At 73.4% G+C, this 15,110-nt stretch carries 14 protein-coding genes; 12 read left to right on the forward strand and 2 right to left on the reverse strand.

Annotated features, from left to right (window positions below):
• Positions 1-6 precede the first annotated feature (6 nt).
• Positions 7-1,176, reverse strand: coding sequence for a sensor histidine kinase (locus KV557_RS04260; RefSeq protein ID WP_218198594.1), 1,170 nt, complete (start codon positions 1,174-1,176; stop codon positions 7-9).
• Positions 1,177-1,529: 353 nt separating this feature from the next.
• On the opposite strand from KV557_RS04260, the gene KV557_RS04265 reads away from it, so the two are divergent.
• The 11 genes from KV557_RS04265 to htpX all read left to right on the forward strand — a co-directional run bounded on the left by KV557_RS04265 (position 1,530) and on the right by htpX (position 12,687).
• Complete coding sequence (locus KV557_RS04265) at positions 1,530-1,946, forward strand: NADH-quinone oxidoreductase subunit A (protein ID WP_218198270.1); 417 nt, start codon at positions 1,530-1,532, stop codon at positions 1,944-1,946.
• A complete protein-coding gene (locus tag KV557_RS04270) occupies positions 1,937-2,575 on the forward strand; it encodes an NADH-quinone oxidoreductase subunit B (protein WP_218198271.1) in 639 nt (212 codons plus the stop codon). The genes KV557_RS04265 and KV557_RS04270 overlap by 10 nt, the downstream gene beginning before the upstream one ends.
• Positions 2,572-3,696: an NADH-quinone oxidoreductase subunit C gene (locus KV557_RS04275; protein ID WP_218198272.1), complete on the forward strand. Its 1,125-nt coding sequence runs from the start codon at positions 2,572-2,574 to the stop codon at positions 3,694-3,696. Before KV557_RS04270 ends, KV557_RS04275 begins: the two co-directional genes overlap by 4 nt.
• Entirely contained in the window at positions 3,693-4,652 is a 960-nt protein-coding gene (gene nuoH / locus KV557_RS04280) for an NADH-quinone oxidoreductase subunit NuoH (protein ID WP_374106589.1), read from the forward strand. The genes KV557_RS04275 and nuoH overlap by 4 nt, the downstream gene beginning before the upstream one ends.
• Before the next feature lie 73 nt (positions 4,653-4,725).
• The gene (locus KV557_RS04285; RefSeq protein WP_218198273.1) at positions 4,726-5,301 is read left to right on the forward strand and encodes a NuoI/complex I 23 kDa subunit family protein; all 576 of its coding nucleotides are present in this window, start codon (positions 4,726-4,728) and stop codon (positions 5,299-5,301) included.
• Positions 5,298-6,014, forward strand: coding sequence for an NADH-quinone oxidoreductase subunit J family protein (locus tag KV557_RS04290; RefSeq protein WP_218198274.1), 717 nt, complete (start codon positions 5,298-5,300; stop codon positions 6,012-6,014). Before KV557_RS04285 ends, KV557_RS04290 begins: the two co-directional genes overlap by 4 nt.
• Positions 6,014-6,385 (forward strand): NADH-quinone oxidoreductase subunit NuoK, encoded by a 372-nt coding sequence (gene nuoK, locus KV557_RS04295; RefSeq protein ID WP_218198275.1) that lies wholly within the window; start codon positions 6,014-6,016, stop codon positions 6,383-6,385. Before KV557_RS04290 ends, nuoK begins: the two co-directional genes overlap by 1 nt.
• A complete protein-coding gene (locus KV557_RS04300; protein ID WP_218198276.1) occupies positions 6,382-8,409 on the forward strand; it encodes an NADH-quinone oxidoreductase subunit 5 family protein in 2,028 nt (675 codons plus the stop codon). Before nuoK ends, KV557_RS04300 begins: the two co-directional genes overlap by 4 nt.
• A 56-nt stretch (positions 8,410-8,465) precedes the next feature.
• The gene (locus KV557_RS04305) at positions 8,466-10,046 is read left to right on the forward strand and encodes a complex I subunit 4 family protein (RefSeq protein WP_218198277.1); all 1,581 of its coding nucleotides are present in this window, start codon (positions 8,466-8,468) and stop codon (positions 10,044-10,046) included.
• Position 10,047: 1 nt separating this feature from the next.
• A complete protein-coding gene (locus tag KV557_RS04310) occupies positions 10,048-11,694 on the forward strand; it encodes an NADH-quinone oxidoreductase subunit N (protein ID WP_218198278.1) in 1,647 nt (548 codons plus the stop codon).
• A gap of 129 nt (positions 11,695-11,823) precedes the next feature.
• Positions 11,824-12,687, forward strand: coding sequence for a zinc metalloprotease HtpX (htpX, locus tag KV557_RS04315; protein WP_218198279.1), 864 nt, complete (start codon positions 11,824-11,826; stop codon positions 12,685-12,687).
• A gap of 55 nt (positions 12,688-12,742) precedes the next feature.
• On the opposite strand, the gene KV557_RS04320 is transcribed toward htpX, so the two are convergent.
• Positions 12,743-14,197: an aminotransferase-like domain-containing protein gene (locus tag KV557_RS04320; protein ID WP_218198280.1), complete on the reverse strand. Its 1,455-nt coding sequence runs from the start codon at positions 14,195-14,197 to the stop codon at positions 12,743-12,745.
• Here KV557_RS04320 and KV557_RS04325 point away from each other — a divergent pair.
• On the forward strand, positions 14,196-15,104 hold the full coding sequence (locus tag KV557_RS04325) for a DMT family transporter (RefSeq protein ID WP_218198281.1): 909 nt from the start codon (positions 14,196-14,198) through the stop codon (positions 15,102-15,104). The genes KV557_RS04320 and KV557_RS04325 overlap by 2 nt on opposite strands.
• Positions 15,105-15,110 lie beyond the last annotated feature (6 nt).

Below are 15,110 nucleotides of genomic sequence, written 5' to 3' on the forward strand. Positions count from 1 at the left end.
GTGGGCTCAGCGGCGGGTGTGGCGGGTGTGCCAGGGCAGCTCGACGGTGACGGTGGTCGGGCCGCCCGCCGGGCTCTCCACCAGGAACACCCCGTCCACCGCCTGCACCCGCTCGGCCAGCCCGGCCAGGCCGCCGCCCGGGTAGGCCGCCGCGCCGCCCTTGCCGTCGTCCTGGACCAGGAGCATCAGCTGGTCGTCGGAGCGCCACACCTCCACGGAGGCGGTTCGGGCGCCGGCGTGCTTGGACACGTTGGTCAGCAGCTCGCTGACCGTGAAGTAGGCGATGCCCTCGACCGCCGAGTCCGGGCGCTCGGCCACCCCGTCCGGGCCGCGCAGCCCGACGTTCACCCTGACCCCGTCGGGGACGGTGCAGCGGGCGGCCACCGCGGAGAGGGCCGCGTCCAGGCCGCGGTCGGTGAGCACCGCCGGGTGGATGCCGCGGGCCAGGTCGCGCAGCTCCCGCAGGGCCAGCTTCACCTCGCCGTGCGCGTTGTCGACCATCGTCGCGGCGGCGGCCATGTCCTCCGGGGTCTCCACCTCGCGCAGGCGCTCCTTGGCCATGCCGAGGTCCATCGCCAGGGCGACCAGCCGGGCCTGGGCGCCGTCGTGCAGGTCGCGTTCGATCCGGCGCAGGTCGGCGGCGGCGGCGTCGACCACGGTGCCGCGGTCCTCCTCCAGCTCGCGGACGCGCTCGGACAGGGCGCCCGGGGAGAGCAGCGCCTCGACCAGGATCCGGTCCACGGCGGCCAGGAAGCGGGTGACCCACGGCAGCACCGGCCAGAGCACGATGGTGCTGACCAGCGTCACGGTGAAGCTCAGCAGACCCCACGGCAGCAGCAGCACGTTGTAGAGCGCCGAGCGCCAGTTCAGCAGGTCGGTCAGGTTGGCGATCGAGAAGCCGGCGAGGCCGGGACGGCGCCGGGGCACCGGCTCCGGGTCGCCGATCTCCGACCCGTACGCCGCCCGGGCCCGGCGGCGGGCCAGCCCACCGAGGCCGCGGCAGCCGGCCAGCCCGGCGGCCAGCAGCGGCAGGCCGATCACCGTCACGGACAGGCCCAGGCCGATCGCGAGCATGGCGACGGCGAAGACGAACCCGGCGATGCCGAGCGGCAGGTTGAGCATCAGCTGCCCGGCCTGCCGCCACATCCGGGCGCCGTACAGCGGGGCGCGCTCCATCCGCGCGTCCTGCTCCTTGACGGCGGCGACGGCGCGCCGGTGCACAGGCTTCATCTGGATCTACCGTCCCTCGTGGTCGAGCTGGTGATCCAAGCTTCCCGAACCCGGGGCGGTCGGTGCCATGGGGGTGATACATCTCCTCGGGCGGGGGTTATCCCCACCCTGCCGCGGAGTGCCGGGCGGCACCCGGACGGCCACCGGGTGTCCACGTGGTGTCTTGCGGAGCGGGCAGGGTTCGGGGGGAGCCGAGCCGTCCCCTTAGACTCACGCATTGGCCATGGTTATGACCGTGCAAAGAAACGTCGTAGAACTGCCTTGAGGGGTGGTTCACGGCCGATGTGGAGGGCGAAGGCATGGAGGGGCAGCAGGCGGCTGCCGTCGCGGCCGACCCGGCGGTCGGCGGCGGCTACTTCGACGCGTACGCCGCGATGGGTCTGCTCGCCGTCGTCGGCGTGCTCTTCGTCGCCGTGGCGTTCACCACCAACCGGCTCCTGCGCCCGGTGGTGTACTCGCCCGAGAAACTCCTGACCTACGAGTGCGGCGTGGACCCGGTGGGGGAGGACTGGGCGCACACCCAGATCCGCTACTACGTGTACGCCTTCCTGTACGTGATCTTCGCAGTCGACGCGATCTACCTGTTCCCGTGGGCGACCGTCTTCGCCACCGCCGGGTACGGCGCAGGGACGCTGATCGAGATGTTCCTCTTCATCGGCTTCCTCGCGGTCGGGCTGCTCTACGCCTGGAAGAAGGGCGTTCTGGAATGGACGTGACGCACAACCACTCGCACGCCGTCCCGGGCGGACCGGTTCCGCTCGGCCTCCCGGACCCGTCGCGCCCCGGCGCCGTCGAGCGGCGCGGCATCGGCCCGCTGGCCCGGCTCGCGCCGGACCCGGTCAAGGTCGTGCTCAACTGGGGCCGCCGGTACAGCCTCTGGTGCTTCAACTTCGGGCTGGCCTGCTGCGCGATCGAGTTCATCGCGGCGTCCATGGCCAAGCACGACTTCATCCGGATGGGTGTCATTCCGTTCGCCCCCGGCCCCCGACAGGCCGATCTGATGATCGTCTCGGGGACGGTGACCGACAAGATGGCGCCTGCCATCAAGCGCCTCTACGAGCAGATGCCCGAGCCGAAGTACGTCATCTCCTTCGGCGCCTGCTCCAACTCCGGCGGCCCCTACTGGGACTCGTACTCGGTGACCAAGGGCGTGGACCAGATCATCCCGGTCGACGTCTACGTGCCCGGCTGCCCGCCCCGGCCCGAGGCGCTGCTCCAGGGCATCCTCAAGCTGCAGGAGAAGATCGCCGCCGAGTCGCTGCCCGACCGCTACACCGCCCCCGCCGCGGCGCTGCGCCGCCCGCTGGTGGCGGGGCCGGGCTCTTCGGAAGGGGGAGCCTCGTGACTTCCGCCGAGCAGTACGCGGCGTCGGTCGGGGAGTGGGCGACCGGCGCCGAGGCATACGGGCTGATCACCGTCGACGTGCCGGCCGAGCACTGGATCGAGGCGCTCACCAGCGCGCGCGACGTGCTGGGCCTGGGCTTCTTCGACTGGCTGAGCGCCGTCGACGAGCTGGCCGACGGCTTCTCCGTGGTCGCGCACCTGGCCTCCGCCGACGGGCACGCGGTACGCCACCTGGCGGTGCGCACCCGGGTGCCGCGCGACAAGGCCGCGCTGCCGACCGCCGTGGCGGTGTACGCCGGTGCCGCGTGGCACGAGCGCGAGACCCACGAGATGTTCGGCATCGACTTCCCCGGGCACCCCCACCTGGCCATCCTGCTGCTGCCGGACGGCTTCGAGGGGCACCCGCTGCGCAAGGAGTTCGTGCTCGCGGCCCGCGTCGCCAAGGCCTGGCCGGGCGCCAAGGAGCCGGGCGAGTCGGATCACGGCGACGGGCCGACCCGGCGCAAGATCCAGCCGGCCGGTGTGCCGGACCCGAACGAGTGGGGGCCGCTCAAGGGCACCCTGCCGCCGGTCGCCGAACGGCCTGCGCGCGGTGCGCGGGCGGCGGGCGCGGCGGCGCGGACGCCGCGGGCGGCAGCTGCCGGTGCCGCTGCTGCCACTGGGGCGGCTGGGGCGGCTGCCGCCGGCGAGGGTGCGCCCGTGCGGGCGGACCGTCCGCGGCGGACGCGGTCGGTGGCGGAGGGGTCGGCGAGCCAGGCGGCTGGCGAGGCTCCTGCAGCTCCTGCGGCTGAGGGGACTCCTGCGGCCGGGGAGACTCCCGCTGTGCGGGCGGACCGTCCGCGGCGGACCCGGTCGGTGTCCGACGGGTCGGTCAGCCAGGCGGCTGAGGAGACTTCTGCGGCTCCTGCGGCCGAGGAGCCCAAGGCCGAGCGCCCGGCTCCCGCGCGGACCCGGTCGTCGGACGCGCCCTGGCACAACCCGGTGCCGGCGCACGACGAGAAGCCCGCCGAGGCGTCGTCCGAGGCCTCGTCCGAGGCTCCGGCTGAGGCTCCGGCCGAGAAGAAGGACGAGACGTCGGCCGGCCCGGCCGGCCCGACCGACCAGGACGGAGACGGCGCGTGAACCTGCTCGACACGGTGCTGCGCTGCGTCGCGACGCTCGTTGTCTTCCTCACCTTCCCGCTGGTCATCGGCCAGACCGAGCACAAGGTCATGGCGCACATGCAGGGCCGGCTCGGCCCGATGTACGCGGGCGGCTTCCACGGCTGGGCGCAGCTCGTCGCCGACGGCGTGAAGTTCGCGCAGAAGGAGGACATCGTCCCCGCCGGGGCGGACCGCCGGATCTTCCAGCTGGCGCCCGCCGTCTCGCTGCTGCCGTACCTCTTCGTGCTGCTGGCGATCCCGATCGGACCGGACGGCTTCGTCGGCCAGGCGATCGACGCAGGCCTGTTCTTCGTGCTGGCCGTGATGGGCGTCGGCGTGATCGGCAAGCTGATGGCCGGCTGGGCCTCGGCGAACAAGTTCTCGCTGCTCGGCGGTCTGCGCACGGCCGCCCAGCTGATGTCGTACGAGCTGCCGATGGTGCTGGCCGCGGCCTCGGTGGCGATGGCCGCCGGCACCCTGTCGCTGCCGGGGATCGTCGACGCCTGGCAGTGGTACTGGCTCCCGTGGCAGCTCATCGGCGCGTTCGTGTTCTTCACGGCCGGTCTGGCCGAGCTCCAGCGCCCGCCGTTCGACATGCCGGTGGCCGACTCGGAGATCATCTTCGGCGCGTACACCGAGTACACCGGCCTGCGCTTCGCGCTCTTCCTGCTCTCCGAGTACGTGGGCATCCTGGTGGTGGCCGGGCTTACCACCGTGCTCTTCCTGGGCGGCTGGCACGGCCCGCTGCCGGACCAGCTCGGCTGGCTCTGGACGATCCTGAAGACCTTCGCGCTGTCCTTCGTCGTGATCTGGCTGCGGGTGACCTACCCGCGGCTGCGCGAGGACCAGCTGATGCGCTTCGCGTGGACCGTGCTGATCCCGCTGGCCCTGGTCCAGCTGGCCCTCACCGGCATCATCAAGGTGGCGATCTCATGAGCGAGCGAAGCGAGCGAATCATCGTTAGGTGCGTGTGGGCGAATGCCCCTGCCGAGCGCAGCGAGGTGGGCGCATGAGCTTTCCCGGCGCCGGCCTTGCCAAGGGCCTGGCCGTGACTCTGCGGACGATGACGAAGAAGAGCGTCACCGCGCAGTACCCCGACGTGCAGCCGGTGCTGCCGCCGCGTTCGCGCGGCGTGATCGCGCTGCTGGAGGAGAACTGCACGGTGTGCATGCTCTGCGCGCGCGAGTGCCCGGACTGGTGCATCTACATCGACTCCCACAAGGAGACGCTGCCGGCCGCCGATCCGAACGCGCGCGCCCGCACCCGCAACGTGCTGGACCGCTTCGCGATCGACTTCTCGCTCTGCATGTACTGCGGGATCTGCATCGAGGTGTGCCCGTTCGACGCGCTGTTCTGGTCGCCGGAGTTCGAGTACGCGGAGACGGACATCCTGGAGCTGACCCACGAGCGGGAGAAGCTCCGCGAGTGGATGTGGACCGTCCCGGCGCCGCCGGCGCTGGACCCGGCGGCCGAGGAGCCCAAGGAGATCGCCACCGCACGCAAGGCGGCGGACAAGCTGGCTGCCGCTGCCGCTGCCGCTGCTGCTGCCGCTGTCGCTGTCGAGGAGAAGGGTGACGACGCATGAGTAGCGCCGCCCTGCTCGCGGCGACCGGCTCGCTGGAGCCGGCCGCCCGTTCGTTCCTGTCCCCCACCGGGGTGGAGATCGTCTTCCTCCTGGTCGGCATCGCCGTGCTCGGCTCGGCCGTCGTCGCCGTCAGCACCAAGCAGCTGGTGCACGCCGCGCTCTGGCTGGTGGTCGCGCTCGGCGGGCTGGCGATCGAGTTCCTGCTGCTCACCGCCGAGTTCATCGCCTGGGTGCAGGTGCTGATCTACCTCGGCTCGGTGATCGTCCTGGTGCTGTTCGGGCTCATGCTCACCAAGGCGCCGATCGGGCGCTCGCCGGACGCCGACTCGAAGAACCGCTGGGTCGCCCTGGCGGTGGCGCTGGCCTCCGCCGGGACGCTCGTGACGCTGGTCGTCGACGCCTTCCGGACCTCCTGGATCGACCTCGGCGCGGGCGGCGGTTCGGCCGCCGTCACCGGGGCGAGCCTGTTCCGGACCTGGGTGCTGCCCTTCGAGGCGCTGTCCGTGCTGCTGCTGGCCGCGCTGGTCGGCGCGATCGTGCTGTCGCGCGGGTCGAAGCTGCGGGTGCCGGCGCCGCGGGCCGGCAAGCTGCGGGCCGGACGGCCGGTCGGCTCGAACGGGACCGTCGCCGCGACCGCGCCCAAGCCAGCCGCTCCTGTTGCGCCGGCAGCTTCGGACGCTCCGGCCTCGTCGACCTCTGAGCAGGAGGGCTGATGCACCTCGCCTACCCCGTCGTCCTCGCCGCGCTGCTGTTCAGCGTCGGCGTGTACGGCGTGCTCGCCCGGCGCAACGCCATCCTCGTGCTGATGTCCGTCGAGCTGATGCTCAACGCCGTCAACCTGAATCTCGTCGCCTTCGACGCCTGGCTGCGGGACTCGCTGCACGCCGGCCAGGCGCTCACCCTGTTCACCATCACCATCGCCGCCGCCGAGATCGGCCTCGGGCTCGCCATCGTCCTGCTGCTGTTCCGGGCCCGGGGCACCGCGGACATCGACCGGGCCACCGCGCTCGGCGACCCGGCCGAGCTGCTGGCCGAGGAGCCCCCGGCCGGAGCCGAGGCGCTGAAGGGCCAGGCCGCCGCATGAACCTCGCCCTGCCCGCCCTCGTCCCCGCGCTGCTCGCGCTCGGCGCCGCCGCCACCCTGGCCGCCGGCAAGAAGGCGCCCGGCCTGGCCCGGCCGCTGGCGATCGTGCCGGTCGCCGTCTCGGCCGTGCTCGCCCTGGTGGTCGCGCTCCAGCTCGGCACCGGCCAGGCGCTCGACGCCGCCACCCGGCTCACCCCGACCGGCGGCCCGGACATCGCGCTGGCCATCCACCTGGACGGCTTCAGCTCGCTGATCTCCGTGCTGGTCGGCCTGGTCGCCACCTGTGTCCAGGTCTACTCGACCGCGTACCTGAAGGAGGACCCGCGCTACCCCTCGTACGCGGCGCTGGTCTCGCTGTTCACCGCGGCGATGTTCCTGGTCGTCTACTCGGGCGACCTGATCGTGCTGCTGGTCGGCTGGGAGGTCATGGGCATCTGCTCGTACTTCCTGATCGGCCACCATTGGGAGACCGCGGACGCCCGCTCGGCCTCGCTGAAGGCCTTCCTGGTCACCAAGCTCGGCGACGTGCCCTTCCTGTTCGGGATCTTCCTGCTCGGCGCCGACGCCCGCAGCTTCCGGATCCCGGACGTGCTGGCCGCCGCCACCGACGGGAAGCTCGGCCACCCGACGCTGATCGCGCTGCTTCTGCTCGCCGGGGTGGCGGGCAAGAGCGCGCAGTTCCCGCTGCACACCTGGCTCCCGGACGCGATGGCCGGTCCGACGCCGGTCTCCGCGCTGATCCACGCGGCCACCATGGTCGCGGCCGGTATCTACCTGGTCGCCCGGCTGCTGCCGGTGTTCCTGCTGTCCGGCGCGGCGCTGGTGGTGCTCGCCGTGATGGCCGCCGTGACGATGATCGGCTCGGCGCTCTGCGCGCTCGCCCAGGACGATCTCAAGCGGGTGCTGGCCTACTCGACCGTCGGCCAGCTCGGCTACATGGCCGGCGCGCTGGCCAGCGGCGACCGTGAGGCCTCCGTCTTCCACCTGGTCAGCCACGGCGCGTTCAAGGCGCTGCTGTTCCTGGCCGCCGGTGTGGTGATCCACGCCGCGCACACCAACTCGATCTCCGCGATGTCCCGGATCCCCGGGCTGCGCAAGCGCGTGCCGGACGCCTACTGGACGATGGGCATCGCGCTGGTCGCCCTGGTCGGGCTGCCGCCGTTCGCCGGCTTCTTCAGCAAGGAGGCGGTGCTCACCGCCGCCGAGCACGCCGCCAACGGCGAGGCGATGACCAACGGCCTCGGCCCGGCCTCGGCCGTCCCCGAGGCGGCCGGGTGGATCGTGCTGATCTCGGCCGCGTTGACGGCCCTGCTCACCGCCGCGTACGCCACCCGGCTCTTCCTGCTCGCCTTCCACAGCCCGGCCGTGGCCGCCGTGGAAGCGCCGGCGGCCGACCACGAGGCCGACGCGCCGTACTCGCCCGAGCTCGACGAGGCCGACCCGGCCACCGCCGAGCCGCCCGCGATGCGCTGGCCGCTCTGGGTGCTGGCGATCCCGACCATGGGCTTCGGCGTCGCCGGGCTGCGCTCCGACTGGCTGCCCGCGCTGCTGGACGGCGGCTCGTTGCGCCCGTCCGGCGTCACCGCCGTCACCGGCACCGGGCTCGCGGTGGTCGGCGTGCTGCTGGCGTACGGCGCCTGGCGCTCCGCCACCGCACGGCTCGGTGCTGGCCGGCCCTCCCCCGCCGGGGTGGGCCGGGTGCCCGAGCAGGCCGGAGCCCCGGCCGCCGAGGTGATCGCCGCCGACCCCGGGCGCACCCTGCTCGGCCCGCTGTTCGGCCCGGCCCGGCACGGCTTCGGCGTGGACCGGCTCTACAGCGCGCTCTTCGTCCGCCCGGTGGTCGGCGCCGCCCGGCTGGTCCGCTTCCTCGACCGCGAGGTCGTCGAGACGTACGTCCGCGGCAGCGGGGCCGGTGCCAACCTGCTCGGCCGGGCCGTCCGGCTCGCGCAGACCGGCAACGCGCAGACGTACCTCAGCGCGCTGCTCGCCTGCGTCGTCCTGCTGGCCGTCCTGGTGGCGGTGTAGCGGATGCCGTTCCCCGTCCTGTCCCTCCCCCCGACCGCCGCACGTAGGAGCCCCCGATGAACGCGGTCCTCATCGCCCTCCTGGTGCTGCCGCTGCTCGGCGCCGCCCTCACCCTGGCGCCGGTCTTCGGCCCGGACACGGGCATTGCCGACCGGCGCGCGCTGCGGCTGAACTCCGTCGTCACCGGCGCGGTGTTCCTGCTCAGCATCGCGCTGGCCGCCGGCTTCGACCGCAGCCGTCCGGACTGGATGCAGGCCACCACCGACGTGTCCTGGATCCCGGCCATCCACGTGCGCTTCCACCTCGGTGTGGACGGCGTCTCGCTGCCGCTGATCGTGCTCACCGCGCTCCTCACCTTCCTCTGCGCGCTGTACTCGGAGAAGCGCCTGCCGGACGGGGAAGCCCGGGGCGGAGCCCCTGATGTGCACCGCCCGTCGGCGAAGGCCTTCGTCGGGCTGTTCCTCCTCCTCGAAGTCGGCATGCTCGCCACCTTCGCGGTGCTGGACCTCGTGCTCTTCTTCCTGGCCTTCGAGATCGTGCTGATCCCGATGTACTTCCTGATCGCCCGCTGGGGGAGCGGTGCGAAGGTGCCCTCCGCCAACCGGTTCATCCTGTACACGCTGCTCGGTTCGGCCGTGATGCTGCTCGGCTTCCTGCTGATCGGCAGCAAGGCGGGCACCTTCGACATGCAGGCCCTGGCAACCGCGCACGGCAGCGGCCTGAGCCACACCACCCAGGTGATCGCCGCGCTGGCGATCATGATCGGCCTCGCGGTCAAGGCCCCGGCCTGGCCGCTGCACAGCTGGCTCCCCGACGCGCACACCGCCGCCCCGACGGTCGGCTCGGTGCTGCTCGCCGGCGTGCTGCTGAAGATGGGTACGTACGGTCTGGTCCGCGTCCTCCTTCCGATCGTGCCCGGCGGCACCACGACGCTCGCCCCCTACCTGGGCGCGTTCGCCGCCGTCGGCATCGTCTACGGCTCGCTGGCCTGCCTCGCGCTCGCCCGCCCCGGATCCAAGGGCGACCTCAAGCGCCTGATCGCGTACTCCTCCGTCGGCCACATGGGCTTCGTCCTGCTGGGCATCGCCTCCCTGACCCCGGTGGGCGTCAACGGCGCGCTGTTCGCCAACATCGCGCACGGTCTGATCACCGGCCTGCTGTTCTTCCTCGTCGGCGCCCTCAAGGACCGCTACGGCACCGCGGACCTCGACACCCTGTCCGGCAGTACCGGTGCCGCCCTCTACGGGCGGGCACCGCGGATCGGCGCACTGCTCGCCTTCGCCGCCGTCGCCAGCCTCGGCCTGCCCGGGCTGGCCGGCTTCTGGGGCGAGCTGCTCGCCATGTTCGGCGCGTTCGACCCGGCCGGCGGTCTGTCGCGCCCCGCGTTCGTCACCTACATGGTCCTGGCCGGTCTCGGCACCCTCCTCACCGCCGCGTACCTGCTGATCGTCGTCAAGCGCGTCTGCATGGGCGATCCCAAGCAGCCCGCGCCGGTGGCCGAACTGGCCGACCTGCGCCCCTACGAGGCCGTCAGCTGGACGCCACTGGCCGCCCTCACCCTGCTCGCCGGCCTCTGGCCCGCGCTCCTGCTCGGCCTCTCCGATCCCGCCGTCAAGCACCTCCTCGGAGGTGGCTGACATGCTCGGAGACCGGCTCGCCGCACTCGGACCTCACTTCACGGGGCAGCACACTGTGACCTCCCTCGCCGTAGCCAATCCGGGCAGCCTGATCCAGTCCGTGGACTGGGTGGCGATCGCGCCCCCGCTGATCGCCGCCGTGGCCGCCCTCGCGGTGCTGGTCACCGACCTGTTCCTGCCCGGGCGCCACAAGAAGTGGCTCGGCCGCCTCACCGCGGCCGGACTCGCCCTCGCGCTCATCTCGCTCCTCCCCCTCACCGGGGGATCACCCCGGGCGACGTTCTGTGCGCAGAACGTAGCAGGCGTCACTGACACTCCAGGCATCAGCGGCTCCGCCGCGGGCGGCTGCTCCTACGTCGCGGACCACTTCGCCCTGGTGTTCCAGCTGCTCGCGCTCGGCGGCGCGCTGATCGCCGCGCTGCTCTCCGCGCACACGGTCGACGACGCAGCATCGACTAACGGCTCCGCCGCGGGGTTGCCGGGCGGCGAGTACTGGTTCCTGCTGCTCTCCAGCGCCACCGGCGCCGCCCTGCTGCCCGCCTCCCGCGACCTCGCCACCATGGTGATCGCCCTGGAGGTGGCCTCGCTGCCCGCCTTCGCGCTGGTCGCGCTGCGCCGGGACGGCCGGGGCGCCGAGGCCGCGCTGAAGTTCTTCGTCTCCTCCGTCACCGCGACCGCCGTGATGCTGCTCGGCATCGGCTTCGTCTACGCGGCGAGCGGCAGCCTGCACCTCGGCGCCATCGCCCAGGGCCTGGAGCACGCCCCCGGGCAGCTCAAGCCGCTGGCCGAGGCGGGCGCCGTCCTGACCTTGGTCGGCTTCGCCTTCAAGGTGGCCGCCGTCCCGTTCCACTTCTGGGTGCCCGACACCTACACCGGCGCGCCGCTCCCGGTGGCCGGCTACCTCTCGGTGGTCGGCAAGGGCGCCGGCCTCTCCGGCCTGGCGCTCGCCACCACCGTCGCGTTCCGCCCGTACGCGCACACCTGGGGCCTGGTGCTCGCGGTCCTGGCAGCCGTCACCATGACCGTCGGCAACGTCGGCGCGCTGCGCCAGCGCTTCGACACCCGGTACAGCGCGGTGCGGCTGCTCGCCTGGTCCTCGGTCGGCCAGGCCGGGTACCTGCTGGTGCCGCTCGCCGCCGCCGGCTACGCGCCCACCGGCAGCGACCCGCTCGGCGCCACCGCCGCGTACGCGCTGATCTACGGCGTGGTGAACCTCGGCGCGTTCGGTGTGGTCGCCGCCGTCGGCCGCCGGGCCGGGACCAGCGTGGACGACTTCCGTGGCCTGTTCGCCCGCCGCCGCTGGACGGCGCTGGCGCTCGCCTTCTTCCTGCTCAGCCTGGCCGGGCTGCCGCCGGGCGTGATCGGCCTGTTCGGCAAGGTGGTCGTGTTCCGCGCGGCCGTCGACGCCGGGCTCGGGTGGCTGGCGGTCGTGATGGCCGTCAACGTGGTCGTCGCGCTGTACTACTACCTGCTGTGGACGGCCCGGCTGTTCGCCCCGGCGGCGGACGAACCGGCCGGCGAGGCCGCCGTCGAGCGCCGGCTGCCGGTGAGCCTGACCGCCACGCTGGGGCTCACCGCCTCCGCCGCCGTGGTCCTCTCGGTCGCCCCGCAGCTCGTCCTCCAGGTGGCCGGCGGCAGCCTCTTCTGAACCGCCGGCGGGCGGGTGCGGCGGTGTCACGCCGGTCACAAGGGAACAAGGCCCAGGCCCCCACCCGTTGACCGGGCAAGAGGGACGAGGCAGAAAGGGCTTCCCCACCGCACCATTGGAGGGCCTGACGTGCACCGCCGGCACAACGGACTGAGGACCGCCGTCCTGCTCGGCGGCCTCTCGGCGCTGATCCTGGTGATCGGCAGCTTCTTCGGCCGAACGGGCCTCGTGGTCGCCCTGCTGGTCGCCGTCGGGACCAACGCCTACGCCTACTGGAACAGCGACAAGCTCGCACTGCGGGCGATGCGGGCCCGGCCGGTCAGCGAGATCGAGGCGCCGCAGCTCTACCGGATCGTCCGCGAGCTCTCGACCTCGGCCCGCCAGCCGATGCCCCGCCTCTACATCTCACCGACCCCTGCCCCCAACGCCTTCGCCACCGGCCGCAACCCGCGCAACGCGGCCGTGTGCTGCACCGACGGAATTCTGCAGCTGCTCGACGAACGCGAGCTGCGGGGCGTGCTCGGGCACGAGCTGAGCCACGTCTACAACCGGGACATCCTGATCTCCTCGGTCGCCGGGGCGCTCGCCTCGGTGGTGATGTTCCTGGTGAACTTCGCCTGGCTGATCCCGTTCGGGCGCAGCGAGGACGACGACGGGCCCGGCCTGTTCGGGATGCTCGCGATCATGATCCTCGGGCCGCTGGCCGCGGGGCTGATCCAGCTGGCGGTCAGCCGCTCCCGCGAGTACCAGGCCGACGCCGACGGCGCCCGGATCACGGGCGACCCGCTGGCGCTGGCCAGCGCACTGCGGAAGCTGGAGGTGGGCACGCGTCAGCTGCCCCTTCCGCCGGAGCCACAGCTGCAGACGGCGAGCCACATGATGATCGCCAGCCCCTTCCGCCCGGGCGAGGCCGGCGCGAGGCTGTTCTCGACCCACCCGCCGATGGCGGAACGCATCGCCCGGTTGGAGCGGATGGCGGGGTACCGGCGCTGAGGGTTCCGCTGCGCGGGGCAGAGGCGGGGGTAACGGCTTCCTTTGGGCGGGCCCGTCAGCTCACCGTCTGTTCGTACGCCAGCCGGAGGCGGTGGATGCCCTCGGCGGTGTGGGCGGGGCTTTCTGCGGCGGCGTAGCTGAGGCGGAGGTGGGGGGCCGGGGGTTCGGCGGAGTGGTACGGGCGGCCGGGGGTGACCAGGACCCCGGCGCGCAGGGCGGCGCCGGTGAGGGCGCCGTCGTCGGTGCCGTCCGGGAGGCGGACCCACAGGTGGTAGCCGCCGGGGCGGTAAGCGCCGAGCAGGCCGGGAAGCTCACGGTGCAGGGCAGCGACCATGGCGGTGCGGCGGTCCCGGAGTTCGGCGCCGAGGGCGCGCAGGTGGCGGGCCCAGCCGGGGTCGGCGACCAGTTCCAGCGTCGCCTCCTGGAGCGGCCGGGGCACGAAGAAGCTGTCCACCACCTGGGTGGCCCGCAGCCGCTGCAGGGCGGGCCCGCGGGCGGTGAGGGCGCCGACCCGCAGGTTCGGGGAGGTGGCCTTGGTGAGCGAGCGCAGGTGCACCACGACCCCGTCCTGGTCGTCGGCGGCGAGCGGGCGCGGCAGCGCGGGGGCGTCGGCGTGGGCGAGCAGCCGGGCGAAGTCGTCCTCGACGACGAACGCGCCCGCCGCCCGGGCGATCCGCAGCACCTCGTCGCGCCGCGCGGGGGAGAGCACCGCGCCGGTCGGGTTCTGGAACAGCGGCTGGCAGATGAAGACCCGCGCCCGGGTGGCCTCGAAGGCGGCGGCCAGCAGGTCGGTGCGGACGCCGTCGGCGTCGATCGGGACGGGGACGGGCCGCAGCCCGGCCGCCCGGGCGACCGCGAGGATGCCCGGGTACGTCGGTGACTCCACGAGGACGGGCGCGCCGGGCGCGGCGAGCGAGCGCAGGGCGACGGTGAGCCCGCTCTGCCCGCCGGCGGTGATCAGGACATCGCCGGCGCCGATCGGCCCGCCGGTGCCGCCGATGTCGCGGGCGAACCAGCCGCGCAGTTCGGTGAGGCCGTCGGTGGGCGGGCGGTCCCAGGCGCCGGGGCGCCGTCCGGCCCGGGCGAGGGCGGCGGCGAGCAGGCGTTCGGGGAGCAGGGAGGCGTGCGGGTAGCCGCTGTTGAGGTCGATGACGTCGGGCGGGGGCACGTTGAGGGTGGCGAACACCGGGGCGGCCAGGAGGTCGCGCGGGCCGGAGTCGGCGCTGAGGGCGATCTCCTGCCAGGAGAGGTCGCCGGGGCGGGCGGCCGGTGCGGCCGGGACGGCGGGGGCCGCGGCGAAGGCGGCGGACCGGAACACGCCGGCGCCGGGCCGGGAGACCACCAGCCCCTCCGCCGCGAGCACCGCGATCGCCCGAGAGACCGTCACCGGGCTGACCTGGTGGCGTTCGACGAGCGCCCGGCTGGACGGCAGCTTTCTTCCTTCCGGGTAGCGCTCGACCTCCCGCCGCAGTCTTTCGGCGAGTTCGGCCACACTGCTACGCTCGTTCATGACAGCACAAGATAGCGCTACTCTTCCGGTCGCGGTAGCACCGCGGACCTCCTCCACTCCCGGCACCGCGCTGGCCGCGCTCGGGGTGCTCTCCTTCTCGTTCAGCTTCCCGGCCACCGCGTGGGCCCTGACCGGCTTTGGCCCGTGGACCGCGACGGGGCTGCGCGGGGCCCTCGCGGGCGTGCTCGCCGTGCTCTACCTGGTGGCCGTCCGGGCCCCGCTGCCGACGCGGCGGCAGTGGCCCGGACTGCTGGTGGTCTCGGCGGGCTGCGTGCTGGGCTTCCCGCTGCTCACCACGCTCGCCCTGCGGATGTCCTCGACGGCGCACTCGGCGGTGGTGATCGGCATGCTGCCGCTGGCCACGGCGGTGTTCGCGGCCTGGCGCACCGGCCGCCGGCCGTCCCGGGCGTTCTGGGGTGCCGCGCTGGCCGGGGCGGCGGCGGTGATCGCGTTCACCCTGCTGCAGAGCCACGGCCGGCCGACCGTCGCCGATCTCTATCTGTTCGTGGCGCTGCTGATCTGCGCGGCCGGGTACGCGGAGGGCGGGCGGCTGTCCCGGGACCTGCCGGGGGCGCAGGTGATCGCGTGGGCGGTGGTGGCGGCACTGCCGGCGACCGTGCTGACCTCCGCGCTCGCGCTGCCCGCCGAGCCCGTCCACCTGGGGGCGAAGGCGCTGACCGGGCTGGCGTACACGGCGGCGGTCTCGCAGTTCGGGGGGTTCGTGCTCTGGTACCGGGGGATGGCGGCGATCGGGGTGCCGCAGGCGAGTCAACTCCAGCTTGCGCAGCCGCTGTTGACGCTGGTGTGGGCGGTGCTGCTGCTGGGCGAGGATCTGCCGGCCGCGGCCCCGGTGACGGCGGTCGTGGTGCTGGTCTGCATCGCGGTCACCCAGCGCGCCCGCACCTGAGGAGGT

The sequence above is a fragment of the Kitasatospora aureofaciens genome (assembly GCF_019192735.1).
In the GTDB taxonomy this organism is placed as follows: domain Bacteria; phylum Actinomycetota; class Actinomycetes; order Streptomycetales; family Streptomycetaceae; genus Kitasatospora; species Kitasatospora aureofaciens_A.